At 59.9% G+C, this 22,071-nt stretch carries 19 protein-coding genes and 5 pseudogenes; 8 read left to right on the plus strand and 16 right to left on the minus strand.

From position 1 onward, the window contains the following. Positions 1–47: 47 nt before the first annotated feature. The gene (locus tag K410_RS0135730) at positions 48–2,081 is read left to right on the plus strand and encodes an NADPH-dependent 2,4-dienoyl-CoA reductase (RefSeq protein WP_028139153.1); all 2,034 of its coding nucleotides are present in this window, start codon (positions 48–50) and stop codon (positions 2,079–2,081) included. 93 nt (positions 2,082–2,174) lie between these two features. Here the strand turns inward: K410_RS0135730 and K410_RS41630 are convergent, their stop codons facing one another. The 5 genes and pseudogenes from K410_RS41630 to K410_RS0135740 form a co-directional block, all read right to left on the minus strand. Next, entirely contained in the window at positions 2,175–2,408 is a 234-nt protein-coding gene (locus K410_RS41630) for an integrase core domain-containing protein (RefSeq protein ID WP_366863932.1), read from the minus strand. After that, positions 2,347–2,625: pseudogene (locus K410_RS41635) on the minus strand (DDE-type integrase/transposase/recombinase); the annotation flags it as partial. The pseudogene K410_RS41635 and the gene K410_RS41630, both read right to left, overlap by 62 nt. Then, entirely contained in the window at positions 2,508–3,008 is a 501-nt protein-coding gene (locus tag K410_RS41640; RefSeq protein WP_366863931.1) for a helix-turn-helix domain-containing protein, read from the minus strand. The gene K410_RS41640 and the pseudogene K410_RS41635, both read right to left, overlap by 118 nt. Positions 3,009–3,315: 307 nt before the next feature. Then, the gene (locus tag K410_RS0135735) at positions 3,316–5,253 is read right to left on the minus strand and encodes an AMP-binding protein (protein ID WP_028139154.1); all 1,938 of its coding nucleotides are present in this window, start codon (positions 5,251–5,253) and stop codon (positions 3,316–3,318) included. 78 nt (positions 5,254–5,331) lie between these two features. After that, complete coding sequence (locus tag K410_RS0135740; RefSeq protein WP_024343080.1) at positions 5,332–6,093, minus strand: glucose 1-dehydrogenase; 762 nt, start codon at positions 6,091–6,093, stop codon at positions 5,332–5,334. A gap of 119 nt (positions 6,094–6,212) precedes the next feature. Here K410_RS0135740 and K410_RS37870 point away from each other — a divergent pair, with 119 nt between their 5' ends. Continuing rightward, positions 6,213–7,601 (plus strand): TetR/AcrR family transcriptional regulator, encoded by a 1,389-nt coding sequence (locus K410_RS37870; RefSeq protein ID WP_024343079.1) that lies wholly within the window; start codon positions 6,213–6,215, stop codon positions 7,599–7,601. Here the strand turns inward: K410_RS37870 and K410_RS0135750 are convergent. From K410_RS0135750 to K410_RS0135780, 7 genes are all read right to left on the minus strand, one after another. Continuing rightward, positions 7,598–8,794 carry a phenylacetate--CoA ligase family protein gene (locus K410_RS0135750; protein WP_049820517.1) on the minus strand — a complete coding sequence of 399 codons (1,197 nt, stop codon included), beginning with the start codon at positions 8,792–8,794 and terminating at the stop codon, positions 7,598–7,600. The two genes, K410_RS37870 and K410_RS0135750, sit on opposite strands and share 4 nt — an antisense overlap. Positions 8,795–8,819: 25 nt before the next feature. Continuing rightward, positions 8,820–9,629 (minus strand): enoyl-CoA hydratase/isomerase family protein, encoded by an 810-nt coding sequence (locus tag K410_RS0135755; protein ID WP_024343077.1) that lies wholly within the window; start codon positions 9,627–9,629, stop codon positions 8,820–8,822. A gap of 37 nt (positions 9,630–9,666) precedes the next feature. Continuing rightward, positions 9,667–10,818 carry an acyl-CoA dehydrogenase family protein gene (locus K410_RS0135760; RefSeq protein WP_024343076.1) on the minus strand — a complete coding sequence of 384 codons (1,152 nt, stop codon included), beginning with the start codon at positions 10,816–10,818 and terminating at the stop codon, positions 9,667–9,669. Then, positions 10,815–11,927: an acyl-CoA dehydrogenase family protein gene (locus K410_RS0135765; RefSeq protein WP_024343075.1), complete on the minus strand. Its 1,113-nt coding sequence runs from the start codon at positions 11,925–11,927 to the stop codon at positions 10,815–10,817. The genes K410_RS0135760 and K410_RS0135765 overlap by 4 nt, the downstream gene beginning before the upstream one ends. Then, complete coding sequence (locus tag K410_RS0135770) at positions 11,924–12,373, minus strand: MaoC/PaaZ C-terminal domain-containing protein (protein WP_024343074.1); 450 nt, start codon at positions 12,371–12,373, stop codon at positions 11,924–11,926. The genes K410_RS0135765 and K410_RS0135770 overlap by 4 nt, the downstream gene beginning before the upstream one ends. Beyond that, positions 12,370–13,095, minus strand: coding sequence for a transglutaminase-like domain-containing protein (locus K410_RS0135775; RefSeq protein WP_024343073.1), 726 nt, complete (start codon positions 13,093–13,095; stop codon positions 12,370–12,372). Before K410_RS0135775 ends, K410_RS0135770 begins: the two co-directional genes overlap by 4 nt. 302 nt (positions 13,096–13,397) lie before the next feature. Next, positions 13,398–14,348: an AMP-binding enzyme gene (locus tag K410_RS0135780; RefSeq protein WP_049820505.1), complete on the minus strand. Its 951-nt coding sequence runs from the start codon at positions 14,346–14,348 to the stop codon at positions 13,398–13,400. Here K410_RS0135780 and K410_RS41205 point away from each other — a divergent pair. Continuing rightward, positions 14,341–15,168, plus strand: a complete 828-nt coding sequence (locus tag K410_RS41205) for an ABC transporter permease subunit (RefSeq protein ID WP_245265976.1) — start codon at positions 14,341–14,343, stop codon at positions 15,166–15,168. The two genes, K410_RS0135780 and K410_RS41205, sit on opposite strands and share 8 nt — an antisense overlap. An 83-nt stretch (positions 15,169–15,251) precedes the next feature. Here K410_RS41205 and K410_RS41645 read toward each other — a convergent pair. Continuing rightward, positions 15,252–15,386, minus strand: a pseudogene (locus K410_RS41645) (ABC transporter ATP-binding protein); the annotation flags it as partial. Between K410_RS41645 and K410_RS37875 the strand changes: the two are divergent. From K410_RS37875 to K410_RS39105, 3 genes and pseudogenes are all read left to right on the plus strand, one after another. Further along, positions 15,328–16,092 carry an AAA family ATPase gene (locus tag K410_RS37875; RefSeq protein ID WP_245265975.1) on the plus strand — a complete coding sequence of 255 codons (765 nt, stop codon included), beginning with the start codon at positions 15,328–15,330 and terminating at the stop codon, positions 16,090–16,092. The pseudogene K410_RS41645 and the gene K410_RS37875 overlap by 59 nt on opposite strands. 139 nt (positions 16,093–16,231) lie before the next feature. Then, a complete protein-coding gene (locus tag K410_RS40170) occupies positions 16,232–16,540 on the plus strand; it encodes a hypothetical protein (protein WP_155248780.1) in 309 nt (102 codons plus the stop codon). A gap of 232 nt (positions 16,541–16,772) precedes the next feature. After that, positions 16,773–16,913, plus strand: a pseudogene (locus K410_RS39105) (PAS domain S-box protein); the annotation flags it as partial. An 18-nt stretch (positions 16,914–16,931) separates the two neighbouring features. Here the strand turns inward: K410_RS39105 and K410_RS0135805 are convergent. The 3 genes and pseudogenes from K410_RS0135805 to K410_RS41385 form a co-directional block, all read right to left on the minus strand. Further along, a protein-coding gene (locus K410_RS0135805) for an IS3 family transposase (protein WP_155253484.1) occupies positions 16,932–18,115 on the minus strand; the annotation gives its coding sequence in 2 pieces (ribosomal slippage) (positions 16,932–17,863 and positions 17,863–18,115; 1,185 coding nt in all). Positions 18,116–18,699: 584 nt separating this feature from the next. Continuing rightward, entirely contained in the window at positions 18,700–19,446 is a 747-nt protein-coding gene (locus tag K410_RS41380; RefSeq protein ID WP_349509819.1) for an outer membrane protein, read from the minus strand. 132 nt (positions 19,447–19,578) lie between these two features. Further along, positions 19,579–20,097, minus strand: a pseudogene (locus K410_RS41385) (autotransporter outer membrane beta-barrel domain-containing protein); the annotation flags it as partial. Between the two features lie 22 nt (positions 20,098–20,119). Between K410_RS41385 and K410_RS0135820 the strand changes: the two are divergent. Together K410_RS0135820 and K410_RS0135825 are read left to right on the plus strand one after the other, a co-directional pair. Further along, positions 20,120–20,578 (plus strand): annotated as a pseudogene (locus tag K410_RS0135820) (LysR substrate-binding domain-containing protein); the annotation flags it as partial. Between the two features lie 110 nt (positions 20,579–20,688). Next, a complete protein-coding gene (locus tag K410_RS0135825; protein WP_028139158.1) occupies positions 20,689–22,047 on the plus strand; it encodes an extracellular solute-binding protein in 1,359 nt (452 codons plus the stop codon). The last annotated feature ends 24 nt before the right edge of the window (positions 22,048–22,071 follow it).

Here is a 22,071-nt window from a genome sequence, read left to right on the forward strand (position 1 = left end):
CCTAACAAACGTTAGAATAACCGGCAAGTGCCAAAGGGAGGATAATTATGAACACGACGGCTTCGTCGACCTACGCCAGACTGCTTTCGCCACTCAAGGTCGGGCGCCATGAAATGCGCAACCGGATCATCATGGGTTCCATGCACACCAAGCTCGAGTGCAAGCCCGACCCGATCGCCGCGCAACTTGCCTTCTATGTCGAACGTGCGCGCGGCGGCGTTGCGCTCATCGTCACTGGCGGGTTTTCGCCTAACGCCGAAGGCGTGCTTGACGCTCAAGGACCGCGGCTCGACGATCCCGAAGAGGCCCAGGCGCTTCGCCCGATCTGCGATGCAGTACATCACGAGGGCGCTCTCATCTGCGCGCAGCTCCTTCATGCAGGGCGCTACGCGAAGATTGCGTGCTGCGTGGCGCCTTCCCCAATTCGGGCACCAATCAACCGCCATATCCCGCGCGAGATGCTCGATAGCGACATCCGGCGCACAATCAGCCAATTCGCCGAGGCGGCAGCGAACGCGCAGGCTGCAGGCTTTGACGGTGTGGAGATCATGGGATCCGAGGGCTATCTCATTAACGAGTTCACGGTGACCCACACCAACAAGCGCGAAGATGCTTGGGGCGGCAGCGCGGAGAACCGCCATCGTTTTCCTGTCGAGGTCGTGCGCGCGGTGCGCCAGCGCTGCGGTCCGGATCTACTGATCATCTATCGCATTTCGGCTGCCGATCTCATCGAAGACGGCGCACCGGCAGACGAAATCGCCGCCCTTGCCCGCAAGGTCGAGGCCGCCGGCGCCGACATCATCAACACTGGCATTGGCTGGCACGAGGCCCGCGTGCCTACTATCGCCTACCCCGTGCCACGAGGAGCTTGGCGCAAGGCCGCCGCACGGGTCCGCGCTGCCGTCTCCATCCCCGTGGTCGCGTCCAACCGCATCAGCACCGCGGAGATGGCCGAGGACATCCTCGCGAGCGGCGATGCAGATCTCATCTCTATGGCGCGGCCAATGCTGGCCGATCCGTTCTTCGCCAACAAGGTCCGCGATGGACGAGTGGACGAGATCAATACCTGCATCGCCTGCAACCAGGCTTGTCTGGACTACATCTTCTCTGGCCGCGCGGTGAGTTGCCTTGTAAATCCTCGCGCTGGCCGCGAGTCCGAGCTGCGCGATACGCCCGCGGAGGTCCGGAAAAAGATCGCCGTGGTCGGCGGCGGCGCGGCGGGGATGGCTACGGCAACGGAAGCGGCGCGACGCGGTCACTTTGTTTCATTGTTCGAAGTTTCTCAAACGCTCGGAGGACAGCTTACGCTGGCGCGCGCAGTTCCTGGCAAGAATGAGTTCGACGACACTCTGCGTTACTTCCGACGCCAGGTAGACAAGCACGGGGTCAACCTGCATCTTGGCCGCCGCGCCTCCCCCGAGGATCTGAGCGGGTACGATCATGTGGTGATTGCTACCGGCGTCAGCCCCCGCATCCCCGATCTGCCGGGCGTTGACCATCCCAAGGTGGCAACCTATGCGGAAATCCTATCGGGCACACGGGTCGCGGGAAAGACCGTCGCCATCGTGGGCGCTGGCGGGATCGGCTTCGACGTGGCCGAGTTTCTCGTCACTCCCACCGCCGAGGCTAACGGCAGCGAGGCTTTTTTCGACACTTGGGGCGTGGATGGAAATTTCTCCGCGCCCGGCGCGCTCAAGGCTGATCCGCAGGCACCGGTGGACGGCACCCGCAAAGTCGTCATGCTGCAGCGTAAGACCACTAAGCCCGGTGACGGACTCGGCGTTTCCACAGGCTGGATCCTTCGCAACGCGCTACGCAAATACGGCGTCGAGATGTTGGGCGGCGTCAGCTATGAACGAATCAACGATGAGGGCCTACACATCAAGATCGCCGGCCGACGTCAGGTCATCGCAGCTGACACGATCGTGCTTTGCACCGGGCAGGAATCTGAGCGCGCGCTTCACGCCGCACTGATTGAGCGCGGCATCCCGGCCACAGTAGTCGGCGGGGCCAAGGAAGCCACCGAACTCGACGCCTTACGCGCGATTGACGAGGGCATCCGGCTGGCACAATCGCTTTAAGGGTGGATGATATCGTTTGTTGACATTGGTCTATGTAGGGCCTCAAGAGGTTGTTCCTGGCTAAACCGAGTCGGCTGATGGGAGTGTTGGCCTTCAGACTACCATGCGGCCGATGCCAATTGTAGCGATGAGCCAATGCACCAGCTCGGCTGATCGTTGATTTGAGTTCTGGTAGGCGCGGGCATATGCCCATTCGCGAAGGGAAGTTTGGATGAAGCGCTCGGCCTGGCCGTTGGTCTTCGGTGTATATGGCCTGGTGAAGATTTGGTGAAAGACCAAGGCGCCTGCAAGCTGCTCGGAACATCCTTGAGCGGTAGCACGAGCCATTATCAGTCATCACGCGCTCGACGCGGACTCCGAGCCTGGCAAAGTAAGTGACAGCGGCCTCAAGAAAAGCCACTGCACTTTCCTTGCGCTGATCGGCCATCACCTGCACGAAGGCGATGCGTGAAGCATCGTCGATGCAGACATGGACGAACTCCCAGCCGATGCCATGGTGGCGATTGATCGCGCCGGGATACCGCCCGGTGATGCGATGTCCCACAGAGCCGATCCGGCCGAGCTTCTTGATGTCGAGGTGGATAAGCTCGCCGGAGTGCTCGCGCTCATAGCGGCGGATCGGCTCGGCCGGCTCCAGCGCGGCCACCTGTTCAGGCCGAGCCGGCGCAGGATGCGGCTAACGGTTGCGGGCGATATTCCGATTTCGGCAGCGATCTGCCTGCCCGTGTGGCGCTGCCGACGCAACGCCTCGACAGTGGCACATGTAGCTGCCGGGGTTTGGCCTGGCAATGAATGGGGCCGTGAGGAACGATCCCGCAGCCCATCGACGCCTTCTGTGCGGAAGCGGGTGACCCACTTGGCGACAATCGTTGGTGATGTTGAATTGGCGCGTGGCTGCGGCCTTGCTGAGCCCTCCTTCAACAACACTGCGCACCATGGCCTCTCGACCTTTGGGCGTCAGAGGCGCATTCTTGTGAGTGTCCATTCGATCCCCCGCGAATCACTGTGTGTTTGGCGACATCAGCGTTCACGGTTGCGGTCGAATGGACAACCTCCTGAAAGCTCACAGCTAGCCCGCTCGCAGCGGGCCGTCGGCATTGCGGCCAAGCTATCGAAAAGAAACCTGTTGGGGCACCGCGCCTCGAAGGACCGACAATACCATACCAAAGCGGCGGATCCCCCTTGGCGGGGCGGTCGATGAGTTGCAGCCTGTCGCTCCCTTCCAAGACGGCGTTCAGCGGCCTTTGTTCCTCAATGCAGCGATGGGAGCAATGACCTCGGGATTCTGCAACGGCGACAGGTCGCCCGGCTTCTCGCCCAGAAACGCCGCGCGGACGACGCGGCGCATGGTCTTCATACTGCGAGTCTTTGGCAGCGCCTCGACAAAGTGTATCTCGCGCGGGCGGAAAGGTTGGGAGACCGCGGCGGCTACATTGTCCTTCAGTTGCTCCACCAAGGTGTCGTCGGTTTTCACGCCGGCGGAGGGTACGCACACGCACACCACAGCGAAGCCTTTCAGATCATCCGGCGCTGCGATTGCCGCAGCATCGATCACCTTACCAGTGCAAGTCAGCGCGGCCTCGATCTCGGTCGGGCCGATACGTTTGCCGGCGATGTTGAGCGTGTCGTCCGAACGGCCGAGAATGAACCATGTTCCGTCGGAATCGCGGCGCGCCCAATCGCCATGCCGCCAAATGCCGGGATAATCCGACCAATAGGTCTCGAGATATCGCGAGTGATCCTGCCAAATCGTGGGCGTCAGGCCTAGCGGCGGTTTGGTGACCACCAGTTCGCCCACTTCGCCATCCCTCGCCTCGGACCCGTCCGGTCGTAGCACTTTGGCCCCGACGCCCAACGCCTCGCTGGAAAAACCGCAGGGCCGCAACGTGTGAAGCACGGTCGACGTCAGGATTGCGCCAAAGAGCTCAGTACCGCCGGAGATGTTGAGTGGCGCAGCCCTGCGGCGGCAGATGTGTTCTAGATGCCAAAGCCAGGCATCCTCGGTCCAGGGCTCGCCAGTGGAAGCGACGATGCGCAGCGCGGAGAGGTTGTACCGCGTCAGCAGACCGCGATCGCTTCTCATGAACTGTCGCACCAAGGTGGGCGCGACGCCAAGATGGGTAACGCCATGTTCGCTTGCGAGGCGCAGCAGGCGGAACGGGTCGTCCGGCGTGGAGGGCGCCCCTTCGGCCAGCACCAGTGTCGCGCCCGCCAGAAGCGTCGAGATCAGGGTCAGCGGGCCCATAACCCAGCCCATATCGGTCATCCACAGGTGCCGGTCCTCGCGCTTCAAGTCGAGGCACAACAAGAAATTGGTCGTTGCCGCCGCCTGCACACCGAGATGCGTGTGAACCACCCCCTTGGGCCGGCCGGTTGTCCCAGAAGTGTAGGCAATCATCAGCGGCGCATCTGATGCAACCGGAACAGGTGCAAAATCCGCCTTTGCGGCCCCGACTGTGGCAGCCCAGTCCAGATCCCGCCGTGGGTCGGCGGCGCTGCCGCCGAAGCGGCGCAGGCTGATCACCGTGTGCACGCTGGATACGTCGGCCAGAGCCTCAACCAGCACGGATTCCATGGGAACAGGCCTGCCGCGACGCCTACTCGCATCGGCCGTCAAAACCGCTTTGGCCGTGCAGTCGTTCAAGCGTGCCGCCACGGCCGGCGCCGGGTATCCGGAGAACAGGGGGACGGCGATAGCGCCGAGCCTCGCAACGCCCAGGAGGGCCGCTTCGATCTCGGGCACCATCGGCATGTAGATGCCAACCGCATCACCCGCGCCTACGCCGCGGGCGGCCAGGGCGCTGGCAACCCGGGCGCTTTCGCAGGCGAGATCGCGGTAGGTCCAGACGCGCCGTTCCCCGTCTTCGCCGATCCAGTCGATGGCGGCTTTTTCCCCGAGCCCAACTTCGATACGAGCGTCAAGGCAAGTCTCGGTGAGGTTGAGAGTGGCGTCCGCGGCCCAACGGATTCCGGCTAGCCCACCGCTCACGTCCCGCAACGTTCGGTAACGACGCGAAAAGCGCACGTTCGCAAGATCGAGAATTTGTGACCAGAACCAATCGGGTTCAGCGTCGGCCCACTCGACGAGACTTTCGTAATCTGTCAGGCCGCAGCGCGTGAGAAAAGCTCGGATCGCGCTGCAGTCCTGGATGTCTTTAGATGGCGTAAACATACCATTTCATCCGATACGGTATCTCGGCACGGTCCGGCCGTATCAATCCACAAGTTGAGGGCGCCGCCGTCGCGCGCGTCATCCATGCATCGTCAGCCCGCCGGAGACCGAAATCACTTGGCCGGTGATGAAACCAGCGTCGTCGGAGGCAAGGAAGCAGATGATCCCCGGGTAGTCGGTCGGTTGCGCGAGCCGTCGCATCGGAATGGAACGCTTGAGACCTTCCGCGATTTTCTCGCCACCTTCGCCCTTCGAGAATTCGGCGAAAAGCGGTGTGTCGGTCGGCCCTGGGGCCACGGCATTGAGCTGTATTCCCTTGCGCGCCAATTCCCGCGCCACTGTCTTGGTGAAGGCGATAATGCCGCCCTTGCAGGCCGAGTAAACAGCTTCGCCTGAGGAGCCAACGCGGCCCGCGTCGGAACTGATATTGACCACGCGCCCGCCTCCGTTTCTAACCATGCCCGGAAGTACCGCGTGATGCATGTTCAGGGGACCGTAGAGGTTAATGTCAATAACCTTTTTCCAGAGCGTTGCGTCGGATTCCAGGAAAAGTCGAGGGACGTCCCAGCCGGCATTGTTGACCAGAACATTGATGGGCCCGCCTTTCTCCACCTCGGCCACAGCCGCATCGACTGCCGCACGTTCGGTGATGTCAACGGCGTGGGCAGTCGCTTTGCCACCTGCGTCCCCTATGATCTTCACAGTTTCAGCCGCACCCGCGGCATTTGTGTCGAATACGGCGACCTCGCTGCCTTCTTCGGCGAATCGCTTGCATACTTCGCGTCCGATCCCGCTGCCGCCGCCGGTTACGATTGTCCGCTTCCCTTTTAGCCCGCGCATGGTTATCACCCCTCCCTTCCGCGGATACGCCATCGGTGTTCTACCTTAGGCGACCAAATTCTAACGTATGTTAGATTATCGCACTTGCTATTTCGATGTCTAGAGGCAAATTACACAATATGAATTCGCCCTCACCGCAGCTTGGAACTACTGGAAAAAATCATGGCAAGTCGGAGCAGACGCGCGCCCTCATCCTGAGCGCCGCCGCGAAGCTATTTCGAGATGAAGGATACGATGCCACGACGCTCCGCAAGATCGCGAAGGCTGCGCGTATGGAGGCGGGTAGCCTATATTATCACTTTGCGTCGAAGGAGGCGATCTTCGACGAAATCCTTCGATTGGGCGTACGGCACGTTTTCGACGCCGTGCAGAAGGTCCGAGAGGATTGCCGGCTCTCCGGCAGGGATTTCCGACAGACATTCGCCTTGATGATCGACGCGCACCTGACGTACTTCCTGAAAGAAAGTGATTTCACTTCGGCAAATATCCGAAATTACTCGAGGCTTCCCCAGGACATGCGTGTGGCCCATCGGCCACTGCGCCAAGCCTACACCTCCGTGTGGGACAATTTCTTGGCAGAAGCTCAAGCGGCCGGGGACATTAGGAGCGACATCAAAGTCGTACCGCTGCGGCAGTTCGTGCTGGGAGCGATGAATTGGACAGTCGAATGGTATGATGCGACGCGCTATCCCGTAAGCATGCTGTCTGAGCGCCTTTGTAAACTTCTCTTGGACGGAATGTCCACCGCACGCGGCATGCCATTGAAACAGCCAGCTCCAATCGAACTGGAAACCCTGGACCTGATTGATTCCGACGACAGCAAATCATCCCGCACCCGCGTCCAAGTGCTCTCCGCTGCAGCGCGGATTTTTCGCGACAGAGGGTACAAGGCCGCAACAATGCGAGATATCGCGCAAGAAGCCGGCATGGAAGCAGGCAGCATCTATTATCATTTTAGTTCAAAGGATGAGATACTCGACGAAGTGCTCGATATTGGATTGCGAGCGGTCCTGCGCGGAATGTCGTTGACCATTTCGAAGACACATCAGTTTCCCGATCACCGCAGCCGGATCGCCGCAGCGATCCGTACCCATATGGAGTACCTCTTTCGTTTGAGCGAATTTACGTCTGCGAATATCCGCATCTACGGGCAGCTACCCAAGAAGGTGCGAGCACGTCATCAGCCAATACGACACAAATACGCGAACCTTTGGGATGACTGCTTACGCAAAGCGCAGGAAGCGGGTGAGCTGCGCTCCGATATCAAGGTTGTGCCTTTGCGGCAGGCCATGCTGGGAGCGCTCAACTGGACTGTAGAGTGGTTCAATCCTGAAAAGGGCCAACGCGATGGATACTATTCGCTGTCTGAATTGATTGTGATGTTGCAGAGCCTGCTGTTGGATGGCCTTCAGTACGATGCCGGTCCTTCGTTTCATCATCGCGACTTGCCCTCTACGAGCAAACGAACGAGGCGGCGCGCCTTGCGCGCTGGATCTCACGCCGGCTAAGCGTCTTTCTTGTTTACAATCAGCGACGCGTTCTCCTCCAGGAGATCGATGAATTCCACGCCATCGGCCCGGATTCGTGCACTGGTGGCAAAAGCTTCGATGGCACGTGTTTGGGCCATAATACGATCGGCGCCGGGCTCGGCGACGAGCAAGAGGCGCACAGTATCACGATCGTTCTCGCATGTCACAACCGCCTGGGCGGCGCGCACGCCCGGGGTCGCGATAACCACCTCTTCGATGGCGCGGGGGTAGACGAAAATCTCACGGACTTTTACGGCCGCGCCGACTCGTCCCTGCAAGGCCGAAAGACGCGTAACGCGACCATCTCCGTCACTCTCAAGAGCGAAGCCGCTATCTCCGGTGCCGAAGCGGATCATCGGCCAGTTGGCGTCGCGTGCGGTCACCACGATCTCACCGGTTTCGCCGGCGGCCAAGGGTTCCCCACTGATGGGATCGCAGATCTGCACCACGTGATTGGGATGCGCAACATACCCTTCGCCGTCATCCTCATAAGCCACAAGACCCAGATCGGCCGTCGCATAGGCGGCCCAGGTTGTAACGCCATAGTCCGCTTCGATACGACGCCGTTTCGCCATCCAGTTGCCCATCTCGCCGCCGAGGAATGCTGATCTGACCTTCCAAGCGTTCCGCCCATACGCCTCGATTACCGTATCCGCCAATGTAAGGAAGAATGCCGTGCTGGCGCAGACCGCGGTCACGCCGGTTTCAACGATGATCTGCGCCTGCAGCTCACGGTTTCCCGTACCACCGGGAATGACCGTCGCGCCGACTGCACGCGCTGCTTCGTCGAACAAAAGACCTGCCGGGACCAGATGATAGGACCATGTGTTCAGGAGGAGATCGCCCACCGTGATCCCCGCAGCCTTGAACAGCTCCTCGAGGCCGTGCCCGCCACCTCCCGCCAATGAGGGCTCGAAGATCGGCCCGGGCGACACATAGATCCGCGACAGGCTTTCGAGATCGGCTGCGAGAAAGCCTCCAAAGGGCGGATTTTCCCTTTGGAGTGCCAGGAGCTGTTCTTTCTTCAGAACCGGCAGGCGAGAGAGATCCCTCAATGATCTGATGCTTGCCGGGTCGAAACCCGCCGCATCGAAGCGTGCCTTTAGGCCGGGCGCCTTACGTGCCGCCTGGCCATAGGCTGCAGCGATCTTCCGGTAAATCGCGTCGGGCATATGCTCTACCTCTCTCCCGCGCAAACTAAATAGGGCAGTCCTTGCGAAAATTCGGAGCGCGCTTCTCCCGATGTGACAGCACGCCTTCCTTGACGTCAGGGCCCATGAAACCCAGCATCTCGAACGCAGTGGAAGCGTCGAAGATTGGCCCGGCCTGGCGCAACCAATTATTCAGTGAATATTTCGTCCAGCGGATCGCGCTTTGCGCGCCGTTTGCCAACTCAACTGCAGTGTCGAGAGCGACTTGCTGCAGTTGATCATCGTCGACACACATGGATACCAAGCCAATGCGCTCGGCCTCTTCGCCGGAGATTGCCTTGCACGTCAGAAGATAATACTTTGCCTTGGCCATGCCGCAGAGCAGCGGCCAAATGATCGCCGCTACGTCACCTGCGGCAACCCCCAGGCGGGGGTGCCCGTCAACAATCTTGGCTCGCTTGCCTGCGATCGACACGTCAGCCAGAATTCCGACAACGAGCCCCGCACCCGCGGCTGGGCCATTGATCGCCGAGATGATAGGCTTGTTGCAATTGATGATGTTGTAAACGAGATCCTTGGCTTCCTTCCAGGTTCTCATCATCTCGTCGAAGTTGCCCGCTATCCTTTCGATCAGGCTGAAATCTCCCCCCGCCGAAAACGCCTTGCCAGCCCCCGTCACGATAACCGCGTTGATGTTGGGGTCGCGGTCGACATCAATCCACATGTCGGTCATTTGCGTGTGCGTTTCCGCATCCACGGAGTTGAAGGTTTCGGGACGATCGAACGTGATCCGAAGAACACGGTCCGCCGGATAGTCGAATTTCAGTTTGTTGTATTTGGCATAGCTGTCAGACATGGGTGCTCTTCCTCCTTCAATGTAGGGCAATTATCTATCAGCCAGGCAAGCCGAGAACAGCTTTCGACAAGATATTGCGCTGGATCTCATTCGTCCCGCCGTAGATCGTGGTCGGTCGCGCCTTGTAGAAGTTCGCCAGCACGTCAACACCGACATTGCCGAGCTGTAAGGGACCGATCAGGCCACCGTCAGGTCCGGCGGATTCGATCATGAGTTCGGTAATCTCTTGGAACGTCTCAGTGACCCAGATCTTCAGCATCGACACGTCGGGACCGAGCATTTCGCCGCGCTTGAGTTGGTCGGCGAAGCGGCTATAGAGCGCCGCGTGATCCTCAACATCCAGAGCGACTTTCGCAAAGCGATCGCGGAACACCGGATCGCTGAACATGCAGCGCCCTTGCGCAATCGTCCGTAACTGAACAAGTGCGTTTTGCGCCAGGTTGGGCGCACCGATGAAGATTCGCTCGAAGCCGAGCAGGGCCTTGGCCATCGTCCAACCCTTGTTCAGTTCGCCAACCAGGTTTTCGCGGGGCGCGCGAGCATTGTCGAAGAATACCTCGCAGAACTCGTCTTCACCCGCGAGCGTCGTGATCGTGCGAACTTCGATGCCCGGCTGGTTCATTTCGGCGAGCAAGAAGCTGATGCCCTCCTGTTTTGTTCGCGCATGAGAATCGGTGCGCACCAGCATAAAGATGTGCGTGGCGTCATGAGCCATCGTGGTCCAGATCTTCTGCCCATTGATCACGAAATAATCGCCGTCGATCACGGCACTCGTGCGCAGACTGGCGAGATCGGACCCCGAGCCCGGCTCGGAGTAGCCCTGACACCAGATGTGCTCACAAGTAAGGATACGCGGCAGCCAGTAGTGTTTCTGCGCCTGGGTGCCAAACTTGATGATAAGGGGGCCGACCATCTGTACACCCATGTCGCGGCCCCGCGTCACGCCCCAGCGCTGCTGCTCTTCATAAAAGATGAGGAGCTTCGAAGCTTCCAGACCCATGCCGCCATATTCGACCGGCCAAGCAGGCGCGACCATGCCCTTGGCGTAGAGCTTCTCGTGCCATTGGCGGATCTCGGCGAACTTCGCCCGATGCGGCAGATGGCGTAGCTCTTCGGGATACTCGGTCTCGAAGAAGGTGCGAACCTGGCGGCGGAACGCTTCGTCACTCAGTGCATTCCAGTCGGTCATCGACCTGCCTCATTTGCCTCAAGAGCGTCCATCCAACGAGCCCGGTGGTAGGCGGCATCCCCGAGCCAGGCCGAAAGCACAAGCGCACGGTTCAGAAACAAGCCGATGTCGAACTCGTCCGTATAGCCGACTGCACCGTGGAGTTGAATCGATTCCCGGGTGATCCTCTTGGCCGTGCTGCAGGCGCGAGCTTTGGCGCGGCTCGCCTCACGTATGCGCGCACCCTGATCGGCGCTCACATCCATCCGTGCCAGCGCCTCGCTCACCCCCGCCTCGGCCACCTGCTGAGCGACATACAGGTCTACGGCGCGGTGCTGGATGACCTGAAACGACCCGATTGGCTTGCCGAACTGCTCGCGCGTCTTCACATAATCGAGGGTCAGTTCGAGTGCTTTAGCGCTGACGCCGACCAGCTCGGCGGCGGCGAGCGCCGTGGCGTCGGCGACGACGGTGGACAACGCTTCCGATACCACCGAGCCTTCGGCCAGCAATTTACCTGGGGCGTCGACAAAGCCGATGTCGCAGAGCTGGCTTCCGTCGGACTGTCGCCGCAGCTCCGAGTAGATCCCCTTGCCATCAGCGTCGAGGGCAACGAGAACGGGCTTCGAATCATTTTGCGCAACCACGAGCAATTGATCCGCGCCGACGGCCCCGGCAATCCAGGCCTTTGAGCCGTTCAGCACTTTACCGTCGAAACGGCATGCCATTTGGTCAGAGTAACCTCGAAGACCACGTTCCTGCCACGCGAGGGCGCAGGCGATTTTGCCACTGATAGCCGTAGCGAGCATCGCATCGCCAGGACATACCCGTTGAATCATTCCGATCGCAAGTGCGATGGCTGACACCACCGGTTCGGGCGTGAGCGCGCGACCAACTTCTTCCACGATCACACCGGCCGCTGTAAGTCCCATGCCAAGTCCGCCGACCGCTTCTGGGGCGGCGACACCGAGCACGCCAGCATGGGCCAGTTCGTTCATCACCTGTCGGTCCCAGCCCTTGTCGCGAGCGTTACGGGCGCGTGCGATGCCGCCCGCGCGCTCAAAGAGTGTGCGCACGCTTCCGCGCAGCATCCGCAAATCGTCCTGTGAATGCGCCCTCACATTGCTCATGACGGCGGCCCTGCCTTTCGCTTAACCATCGCGGCGGTATCGACGGTCAGCACGGGCTCTCCTGCCATGTTGCGCGCTTCGACACGGTAGCTGACGACACCCCGATCGGGCTTGGTTTGGGAGGGCCTCACTGCCTGCATCTTCAATGTAACATCAAGCGGCTCATTCGCCCGCACAGGCGCGTTCCAAGATAGTCTCTCGAAACCCAAACCACCGATGTTTGCGACCCCCGTCATGAAGTCCCGCATAATCGGCCTGAATACGAGGAGGAGTGTCTGGAACCCCGATGCGATCAGACCGCCATGGATTTGCTTGGCATAGTATTCATCCGTATGCAGCCGCTGCGGATCCCATTCCCTGGCGAACGAAATTATCTCGTCCTTGCTTAAGGGAGGGGTGCGGAACGCAAAAATTTGTCCGACCTTGAAATCCTCCAAGTACTTCACGGCCGATGCCCTTCCTCCGTCGGCGCAAAACCATCGTCAAAGCCGCTCTGCCCCGCGATCCGGCAACGGTTGAATTCCTCCAACTTGGGATAGGTTGCTTTGAACGCCGCCAGGAATTCGTCGATTGGCGCATCCACGTACAAGCCCCGGTCATGAACATATTCCATGTGCCTCTGATTCTTTTCGTCGAACTCGTGAAACAGAGCGTCAGACGTCCCGTCGAAGAGAAGAGGCTTTACTCCGAAGCGCTTGCATAGCTCCATGTTGAAGGCCGGCGTAACCTTGTAGGGCCTCCCGTCGAGCCACAGCTGCACGTATCCGTGGTAAATGAAGAGATCCGTTTGCATCAGCTCGGTTAGCTTTGGCGTATTCAAATGGTTACGAACGTCGGCGAAGCCCAATGCAGCGGGAATGCCAACAGCACGTAGGCAGGCGGTCAGCAAGATCGCCTTGGGCACACAAAAAGCAGACTCCGCCCCTGCCACCACGCTAGCGCGATAAGCATCGGGGCTCAGTTCAAACGTGTAGGGATCATATCGGATGCCATCGCGCACCGCTTCGAACAGTCGGATTGCCTTTTCGGTATCGGAAGCGCTGGAGTTCAGGTTGCGCAAAGCAGACTCTACGAAAGCCCTCACCTCGGCGCTATCGCTATCGACAAAGTTTGTCGGGGAAGTGAACCACGCCGGATCTGCCGGCGGTTGATGATCCGCGCTAGACATTATCCACCCCTTGAAGCAACTTTTCTAACATACGTTAGATTTACTCCATCGTATGCAGGCCTGTCAACGGTGCACGAAATCTTGATTTCCGCTTAATGAGATGGACGTTCGATCCGCCTCGGCCGCTCCCTCAATTGTGGAGATCTATTCGCAGCGGCCCCACTGGCAGTTCCGCGTCGACCCTATTGAAATGCCGGCCCTCCGTACCGATCGACAACCTCGGCGAAGCGGTCCGGATACCTTCACCGGCATGTTTCTCGATCGAGGTAAGTGCGCGAAGCCAGGCTACCGTCCTGCTAGTTTTAGGCTTGACTGGCTGTGGCGGCGCGCCGCATCCGATCGATGAGACGGTCAGCGAGATCCTCGACCACGAGCCGGTACGGTCTAGGGTGACCAAGACAAACGCTGTGCTTATCAAATTCCGCGATGATCATCCGCTGCGCTGTGGCGGCTGCTGAGGTCTGCTCGAGCTCTGTTTTTCGGGCAACACAGCGTAGTGACGTCTTCCGAATTTTCCCCGTCGCCGTCATCCGCATCTCTTCAATGAACACGACATCATCCGGCATCCACCAACTGGCGATTCTCGGCCTTAGATAGTCGAGCAAGCCCTCCTTCGTCGGCGAAGTCCCGGGCACGGGAACAATGATCAGCAGGGGCCGCTCCTCCCATTTTGGATGGTGCACGCCGATGACAGCGGCCTGACGGACTTCGGGATGCCCGCACACCATGTTCTCGATATCGGTCGACAAAATCCACTCTCCTCCAGATTTTATGACGTCTTTTGTGCGATCCAGAATCTGAAGAAAACCGTACTCGTCCAGCGCAGCCACGTCCCCAGTGGGAAACCAGCCCTCCTTGTCCATTATTGGCAGATCTTCCTGCTTGAAATACGCCTTCGCCGTCCAAGGACCACGTACCCACAATGCACCTTGCCGGCTTCGTTCTGGAGACGCGGTCACGCTTTCATCGCTTACGAGCTTGACCTCCACTCCGAATAACACGCGCCCGGCCTTCAACATTATTTCTCGTCGAATCGCTTCCGGCAGGGCCGCCGCAGCCGGCGTTTCCGTGCAAAGCGCCCCAACGGGGCTCGTCTCCGTCATTCCCCAGAGTTGCATGATTTTGCAGCCGTACTGGGTACGCATGCGATCGATCATCGCTGCGGGCACGGAGGACCCGCCAATCACAGCACGCTTCAGACTATCAATACGCTTGCCGCTGCGATCTAGATACTCCATCAGCATCGTGACCATTGTCGGTACGCCCGTGGTGAAACTCACCCCTTTCCGACTCAATAAGAGACTGCATGATCTCACCATCAATTTTAGGCCCAACGAGAACCAAAGCCGCACCGCAAAGCGGAGCAATATAGGGAAGGCCTCCGGCGTTGACGTGAAACATCGGCGTCAACGGCATCGCGACGTCATGAACGGAAATCCCATACGCGTTGGTGTGGGCGGCATTCATGGCGTGCAGCACCGTCGGCCCGCTGTTTACGCTCTATGGCACCTCCTTTCCGATCTATCGCGGTTTAATGATGCTCGTTGCGTCGCTCATGTGCTGTCAATTTATCTCGCTCTGACAAGGACACGTGTGGGCCTCGTCGTTCAGGCCGCCTTAACACACCCTTCCATGGTCGAGGCACTGGGCCACAACGTTCCCCGCGTGTTTACGCTGGTGTTTGCAGGAGGCTGTGGTCTCGCCGCGCTCGCGGGTGTGATCGGGGGCAATGCCTTTGTCACCGAGCCCGGCATGGCCGCCACTGTCGGCAGCATCATCTTCGTTGTTGTGGTCGTTGGTGGGCTAGGCTCGCTCGCCGGCGCCCTGATTGCATCCCTCTTGATCGGAATGGTGCAGACCTTTGCGGTATCGCTGGACTATTCTGTTCTCACCCTGCTGACGGCGCTCGGAATCCAAGAGACCGCGCTGCGCGGCACCGTTCTCCGCATTACCGTTGCACAGATGGCACCGATGCTGCCATATATCCTGCTGGTCCTGGTTCTCATTCTCCGTCCCAAGGGCACCGAAATTCCTCTATTTCTCAGCTCAACCAAATACTCGCCGACAAGGTGAACAATGCGGGGGCCGAGTCCTTCCGTGGGCTCATCGATTATGATCATGTCTGGATTTCCCATAAGCGTCCTGCACAGCGTGAGCATCTGCTGCTCGCCACCTGAAAGCACCCCCGCGGGGATATATCGGCGTTCTTTCAGATGCGGGAAAAAGCGATACATGTCGTCCAAGGACCACTGGGCTTTCGATGAGGCACCTCTAGGCTTCTTCTCGCCCAAGATAAGATTCTGTTCCACGGTAAGGGCCGGAAATATGTCGCGGCCTTCTGGCTGCGTGATGGTCATCGTTGACACCCTAACAAGAACGTTCGGTCCGGGCGACCAGCATCAATCACGCGACATGGGACGATACGTACAGTCGATAGATGTTCTTAGCCGCGCGACTGGTGCTCACGTTGTCATAATTCATCATTCGCCTTGGTCTGATGATCGCGGCAAAGGGGCAATCGATTTGGACGGCGCGATAGACGTTTCGTTCGGCATAAAGGCGACGGGTAGCGGGGCTGCAAAGCAATACACGTTTGAATGCACCGGCGCTAATGATGGGCAGGACGGCGTAATCACGCATTTCAAGCTGGAAAGCGTCACGCTCGGTATAGGCCAGGACGGCGACGAAACTTCCGCGCCGATTGTCGTGCAGATCGATGGACAGAAGCCTCCAAAGGTGGCCGAAGCAGCGCTTTCTTCATTGAGCCGAGCTATCGAGGCGCGAGGTGAACCGTCCTCTGAAGCCCCGACCATGGTCGTGCATCCGAACGTCTGGCGTGAGCAGTACTACGCCGATTGCAGAACAACAGAACCGGACGCTAAGGAAGACACTCTCAGCAAGCGTTTTCGGCGTGCTGAAGCCGAACTAAAGCGCGACGGCAAGATTGTGCTATATCGCGACCTCTACGGCTTGCCGGACGCCGTTCTTCTTCACTAGCCGAGCCGGACATGTCCCATTACATAAAAATTATGTCCGACTGAACCCGAAAGCGGCTGGACGGACATGGGATATATTACATATCCCTTGTCCTGTCCGGCTGCGGTTGCCGGGCTGGGTCAGTCGCCAAGGATGCGTCGTGAAATATCGAGTCCTGATCGACGACAATTATAAATTTATGGATGAATCCGAACGCCTCAACCATGGCACGTTCGAGACCGCTGAAGAGGCGTTGGCGGCCTGCCGAGCCATCGTCGATGAATGGCTTGCCGAAGCATTTAAGCCAGGTATGTCCGCAGACGACTTGTGGCAGTCCTACGTGGCCCATGGCGATGATCCCTTCGTAATGCCGGTCAATCCTAAAGACGCACCAGCGGTCAGTTTTGACGCCTGGGAGCATGCCTGCCAGCGCTGCCAAGCGATGGGTAGGGGGGACGTTAATCCCTAGCCGAAGAACCTACCGTACCGGCCCATAGGAAACAATTCATATCCGCATAATGGGGAGTCGCGGAACGGCTGAAGCGCCTGCGTCACCGCCCATTGCTCTGGTTGCGCCTGCCCGCGCCTATCGTGAAAATACGGGGATCGTCACCAGGTTAGCAATTCCTTTACGAGGTCGGCACATCCTTACTCGATTGCTGAGTGGAAGGATTTGCCATGTTTCGCCGGAACAATAGTCCATCGAAGATGCCTTGGCTACCGCCCAAGCAGTTGATCGGTCCCAAGCCATCATCGAATTCAAGCTTGATGGGACGATCATCAAGGCGAACGACAACTTCCTCAAGGCGGTCGGCTATTCGCTTGCAGAGATTCAAGGCAAGTGACCTGCCCCTGAGTTTTCATCCAGAGGCAATTAGAGTCTCGGGGGTTTGTACGCCGATTGGCGCAGGTGGAGCAACGGGCGATCGGCGGAGCTGGTCGGGGTTGCGCAGCCGATCGCCCGTTGCGGTGAATGTGGCAGCATAGGCCGCCGGGGTGAGGTATTTCAGCGATGAGTGCGGGCGGTCGCCGTTGTAGTCGGCAACCCACGCCGCGATCTTTGCCCTGGCGTCGTCGAGGTCGAAGAACAGGGTCTCGTTGAGTAGTTCATCACGCATACGCCCGTTGAAGCTCTCGACGAAGGCATTCTGGATCGGCTTGCCCGGCGCGATGAAGTGCCAGTCGATGCCGGTGTCCTTGCACCAGGCCAGCATGGCGTTGCACGTGAACTCGGTGCCGTTGTCGGAGACGATCGAGCCAGGCTTGCCGCGCCGTTCAACGATCGCCGTCAGTTCCCGAGCCACCCGCCGTCCGGAGATCGACGTGTCCGGGACCGCGCCCAGGCATTCCTTGGTGACGTCATCGACGATATTGAGAACGCGGAAGCGCCGTCCGTTGGCGAACTGATCGTAGACGAAGTCGAGGGACCAACGTGCGTTCGGCTTCGCCTCGACCAGGATAGCCCGGGTGCCTGTCGCCTTGCGGCGAGCCCGCCGCTTGCGGACAGTGAGCCCTTCCTCGCGATAAAGCCGGTGGATCCGGTTGATCCCGGATGGCTCGCCCTCCCGCCGCAGCAGGACGAACAGCCGGCGATAGCCGAACCGGCGGCGTTCATTGGCCAGCTCGCGCAGCCGGGCGCGCAGCTCGATGTCCGGTGGCCGGCGAGAGCGGTAGCGGATCATCTTCCGATCCGCACCGACGATCGAACAGGCCCGCCGCTCCGACAGGCCCATCGCGGCCTCCAGATGCGCCACCGCGGCGCGTTTGGCGGCGGGCCCTACCATTTTTTTGAAAGAAGCTCGCGTAGCGCGGCCGCATCGAGCATCTGCTCGGCCAACAGCTTCTTCAGCTTCGCGTTCTCCTCCTCGAGCGCTTTCAACCGCCTGGCCTCGGAGACATCCATGCCGCCGAATTTGGCCTTCCAGTTGTAGATCGTCGCCTCGGAAATCCCGTGCTTGCGAGCCAGGTCGGCCGTCTTCGCCCCGGCCTCATGCTCCTTCAACACGGCGATAATCTGCTCTTCCGTGAACCTTGCTCGCTTCATCTGTCCGTCCTTTTCAGGCCGGACTCTAACTCCATCTGGAGGAAATACTCAGGGGCAGGTCACCAAGCGTAAAACGTTCAAGATGAGCTCTCAGCAGCGGCTTGGCGGGCGGAACCGCTTGCAGTCTTCAGTTTTGTAACGTCATGACCATACCCGCAGCTATACAAGTGATAACGGAGCTGGCCTTCTTGCGCGATCAGAGAGTCAGAGGGACGTCCAGTCTCCGTGACGGGTAATGGCGGCGATAGAGTCTCGCGGTGCCCGTCATGGAGATACACTATGTCGCAACCGAATGTCTTGCATAGCACTCACGGCTAACACGCCGGATCACTAAGCCCATTGTGATCTTTTGCGGTACGGCCTCGTCCATCGCACTCTGGTGCGGCAACGCATAGCCGAAGATTTGTTTCATCCGATGCGACCTGACGCAGCGCCGGCATCGAATTCGTGGAGATTGCCCACGCCGATTTCTATCACCTTGGCATCGGCAGCCCTCCCCACCTGGCAGACTTCATAGGAAACAGGCGGCCGATTGGGCCGCCTGTTTCGATTCAGGGAAAAACGGGTCGATCGTGCCCAGCGCCTCAGTACTTGGCGACAACCGTTTGGGGAGCGAAGCGATAGTTGAGGCCTACCTTGACCTGGCTGATGTTGTCCGCCTTGACTGACATGTTCGTCGTGCCGTCGGAGGCGAGCGCACGATCGCGGCCAAACGACAGGTAGTCGTACTCCGCCTTCGCCGACCAATTCCTGCCCAGATCGAACTCGGTGCCGTAGCCAACCGTCCAGCCCATGCGGGTGTTAGAGATACTGAAGCCGGTGCCGCTCGCGATGAAGGCGCCGGCGCCATTGTTACAGACGCTCGCCACTGCTACGCCCTGCGGATTGTAGCAGGTCGCGTTCGTGCGGCCATCTTCGAAGGCGCCGCCGCCCTTTACGTACCAAAGCGTGCGTCCCCAAGTGTAACCAACGCGGCCTGTCAGGCTCGCCACCCAGTTTGTCTTGTCCTCGGCAACGAAATATGCGGAGGTCATCCCGGCCCCAAAGGCCTGCGTGCCTACGGTCCGTGCGCCGTGGATGTTGGCTGCGCCGATGTCACCTTCGACACCGACGACCCAGCTGTTACCGAACTGGTAGTTGTAGCCGAGCTGACCGCCGCCGAAGACGCCGCTGCTCCAGGGCCGGGTGCTGTCCGTCGTCGGATCGCCGAACCTCACGTCGGTGCGACCGGCAGACCCGCCGAAGAAACCGCCGACGTAGAAACCTGTCCAATTGGTCGCGGTGACCGCAATTGGCCGCGCCTTGACCATGCGTACGGCTTTCGTCGGCATAATCGCGGCAGCGATCGTCTCAGGCGTAAACTGATAGCGGATGCCGGCATTGCCAGTCCAGCCATCGATGTTGGAGCCGTTGCGATAGTCGAGGCGGACAAAACCGAGCCAGCCCGTGTTGACTACCTGGCCCGCGACGCCGACAGAATACTGGCCATAGGTGCCGACACGCGAAGTCGTCGTCGATTGGTTATATGTAAATGGAGCGCCGCCGACAGGGAATACGCCGTTCAGCGACGTGTAGTTTGAGGTGACGTTGCCGGCGAATTCATGGAAAACGCTGGCGGATGCGAACGGCTGCCAGATGACGTTGGGCGTCGCGATTGTCTTGCCACCGCGCAAGCTGAGGCGACCCATCTCGCTCTCGACATCGTTGGTCTGGATGATGCCGGCAATGCCGGTGAAATTCGGGCCAGAGACGCCGGGGGCCGTGAAGTTATCGACGGACGTCCTGGAGTAGATGAATCCCGCCGACGGTTCGATGAACCAGTCATTGCCCAGATCGAAGTTGTACCCAGTCGACGCCGAGATCGAATAGCCGTGTGCGCCGACCGGCTGGTTGGCGAAGGCGAAGCCCGCATTGTCCATCTTGATGTTGTAGAACTCTTGGCGGACCATTAGGTCGGCGAAGAAACGTCCCTTGGTTGCGACAACATAGGCGCCGGAAGATCAGCAGGATTTCGAGACGATGACGCTAACATCCGATCGGCTCGGCGTCTGCTGCCGTCGCGGTCATCCCCTGACCCGTCGGCGGCGGGTCAACATGCGCGATCTCCTGCAGTATCCCTGGATCAAGCCGCCGCATTCGACGCGGGCGCACCGCAGGCTCGACTCCCTCTTTGTCTCGAACGACCTGCCGCCGCCTTCGAGTGTGCTCGAAAGCGGATCGGTCGCGCTCCAGTTCAACGTGCTCAGGCAATCGGACGCGCTGGCGACCACCGTGTCGAAGACGCTCCAGACGCCTGAAGGTGACGGCCTCGTCATGCTAAACGTTCCAGAACTCGCTTTGTCGCGCGATGCCGGCGTTATCACCCGCAAGGGCGGCTGGGTCTCGCCGGCAGCAGCCGAAATCATCGGCGAGCTCAAGATCATCTGCGCCGAAGAGGTTCGTGGTCGCAGGAGCACGGCATAGCTTTTAGCTATACCTACGGCACAATAATCTCTTTGTAAGAATACCTAAATCCTGTTTTGCTTCACCTCCGAGAGAGCCGGAATCGGCCGAACGCGGGCGGGAGGATTGGGATGCCGGGACAGAGCGGGAAGCGTGGCCTGACGCGCCGTCAGGTCGTGGGTGCAGGTGGCGCGGCCGCCCTGGGGCTCGCTGCCCCGTGGCGATACGCGGCGGCGGCCAAGGTCGCGCCGATGACCATCGTCGTCAACCAGTCGCCCTGGTTCGACAGCTTCCGCAAGACGGTGGAGCTCTACGAGAAGGAAACCGGCAACCGGGTCGAGCTCGACGTCAACCCGTTCGCGGGATCGCTGGAGAAGCAGCGTAACTCGGTGCGTGCCGCGAACGGCCAATACGACCTGCTGATCATGAACTCCGGCTGGATCGCCGAAATGTATTTCGGCGGTTTCGTCGAGCCGATCGCGGCGATCGATCCGTCCTTCAAGCTCGACCCTGATGTCTACACGCTCGATAACACGGTTTATTTCGATGCCGACAAGAAGACGATGTCAGCCTCCGGCAAGCTGATGTCGGTGCCGATCTCGCCGCTCATCCCACTGCTCTACTATCGCGGCGATCTCTACAAGGACGCGGGCCTGAAGACGCCGGAGACGTTTGCCGAGCTCGAAGCGAACGCAAGGAAGCTGCACAAGCCGCCGAGCCGCTACGGCATCGTCCAGCGCGGCGCCCGCGGGCCGGCGACCGTCAGCTACGATTTCTATCCCTATCTCTACGGCTTCGGTGGCGGCATCTTCAAGAACCAGGCCGTCGGCGATTACACGGTGACGCTCAACAACGAGGCCGGGCGCACGGCGCTCGACTATTATTTGCGGCTCGCCAAGGAAGCCGGCCATCCGCAGACCGCCTCGCTCGAACAGGCGGAGGTGATCCAGAACATGCTGACCGGCAAGGCCGCCCATATCATGGTGGTGGTCTCGGCGTGGTCGCAGATGGATGATCCCGACAAGTCCGCCGTGGTCGACAAGGTCGAGTTCGCGGTCACACCGCACGCGGAGGGCTTCTCGACCGGTCCCGGCCTCGGCCACTGGCTCGGCGGCATCGCGCGCAACGTGCCTGACGATCGCAAGCGCAGCGCGCTCGAATTCCTCCGCTGGTACCAGACCAAGGAGGCCCAGCTTGCGCACGCCAAGTTCGGCGGCATTCCCGTCAGCGCGGCGACCTATCGCGATCCCATCGCGCAGGAACGCCGCTATCGCTGGATGAAACCGCTCGGCGAAGCCTTGCCGCACGCGGTCAACATCTACCAGTTCCCGGAGGCGAGCGAGGTGATCTCGATCCTCGAGCTCGGCCTCAATCAGGCGGTCGCCGGCAACACGACATCGGTACAGGCTCTCAACAGCATGGCCGAGCAGGTCTTTGGCGTCATGACCAAGCGCAACTACAACACCGGCAAACTGCCGGCACTGCCCTGAGGCCGACCATTAAGCCGACCGCGA

The sequence above is a fragment of the Bradyrhizobium sp. 22 genome (genome assembly GCF_000482425.1).
GTDB lineage: Bacteria > Pseudomonadota > Alphaproteobacteria > Rhizobiales > Xanthobacteraceae > Bradyrhizobium > Bradyrhizobium japonicum_B.

Bases quoted from the DNA above. Each gene is read 5' to 3' on its own strand.
- K410_RS0135740 (WP_024343080.1), bottom strand. From the start codon at position 6,093: ATGCGCGGGCTAAAAGGGAAGCGGACAATCGTAACCGGCGGCGGCAGC.
- K410_RS0135735 (WP_028139154.1), bottom strand. From the start codon at position 5,253: ATGTTTACGCCATCTAAAGACATCCAGGACTGCAGCGCGATCCGAGCT.
- K410_RS41630 (WP_366863932.1), bottom strand. From the start codon at position 2,408: ATGGCTCGTGCTACCGCTCAAGGATGTTCCGAGCAGCTTGCAGGCGCC.
- K410_RS0135775 (WP_024343073.1), bottom strand. From the start codon at position 13,095: ATGTCTAGCGCGGATCATCAACCGCCGGCAGATCCGGCGTGGTTCACT.
- K410_RS0135825 (WP_028139158.1), top strand. From the start codon at position 20,689: ATGCCGGGACAGAGCGGGAAGCGTGGCCTGACGCGCCGTCAGGTCGTG.
- K410_RS0135780 (WP_049820505.1), bottom strand. From the start codon at position 14,348: ATGGTCACGATGCTGATGGAGTATCTAGATCGCAGCGGCAAGCGTATT.
- K410_RS41380 (WP_349509819.1), bottom strand. From the start codon at position 19,446: ATGCCGACGAAAGCCGTACGCATGGTCAAGGCGCGGCCAATTGCGGTC.
- K410_RS0135760 (WP_024343076.1), bottom strand. From the start codon at position 10,818: ATGACCGACTGGAATGCACTGAGTGACGAAGCGTTCCGCCGCCAGGTT.
- K410_RS37875 (WP_245265975.1), top strand. From the start codon at position 15,328: ATGTCGTCCAAGGACCACTGGGCTTTCGATGAGGCACCTCTAGGCTTC.
- K410_RS0135750 (WP_049820517.1), bottom strand. From the start codon at position 8,794: ATGCCCGACGCGATTTACCGGAAGATCGCTGCAGCCTATGGCCAGGCG.
- K410_RS0135765 (WP_024343075.1), bottom strand. From the start codon at position 11,927: ATGAGCAATGTGAGGGCGCATTCACAGGACGATTTGCGGATGCTGCGC.
- K410_RS37870 (WP_024343079.1), top strand. From the start codon at position 6,213: ATGAATTCGCCCTCACCGCAGCTTGGAACTACTGGAAAAAATCATGGC.
- K410_RS0135730 (WP_028139153.1), top strand. From the start codon at position 48: ATGAACACGACGGCTTCGTCGACCTACGCCAGACTGCTTTCGCCACTC.
- K410_RS0135755 (WP_024343077.1), bottom strand. From the start codon at position 9,629: ATGTCTGACAGCTATGCCAAATACAACAAACTGAAATTCGACTATCCG.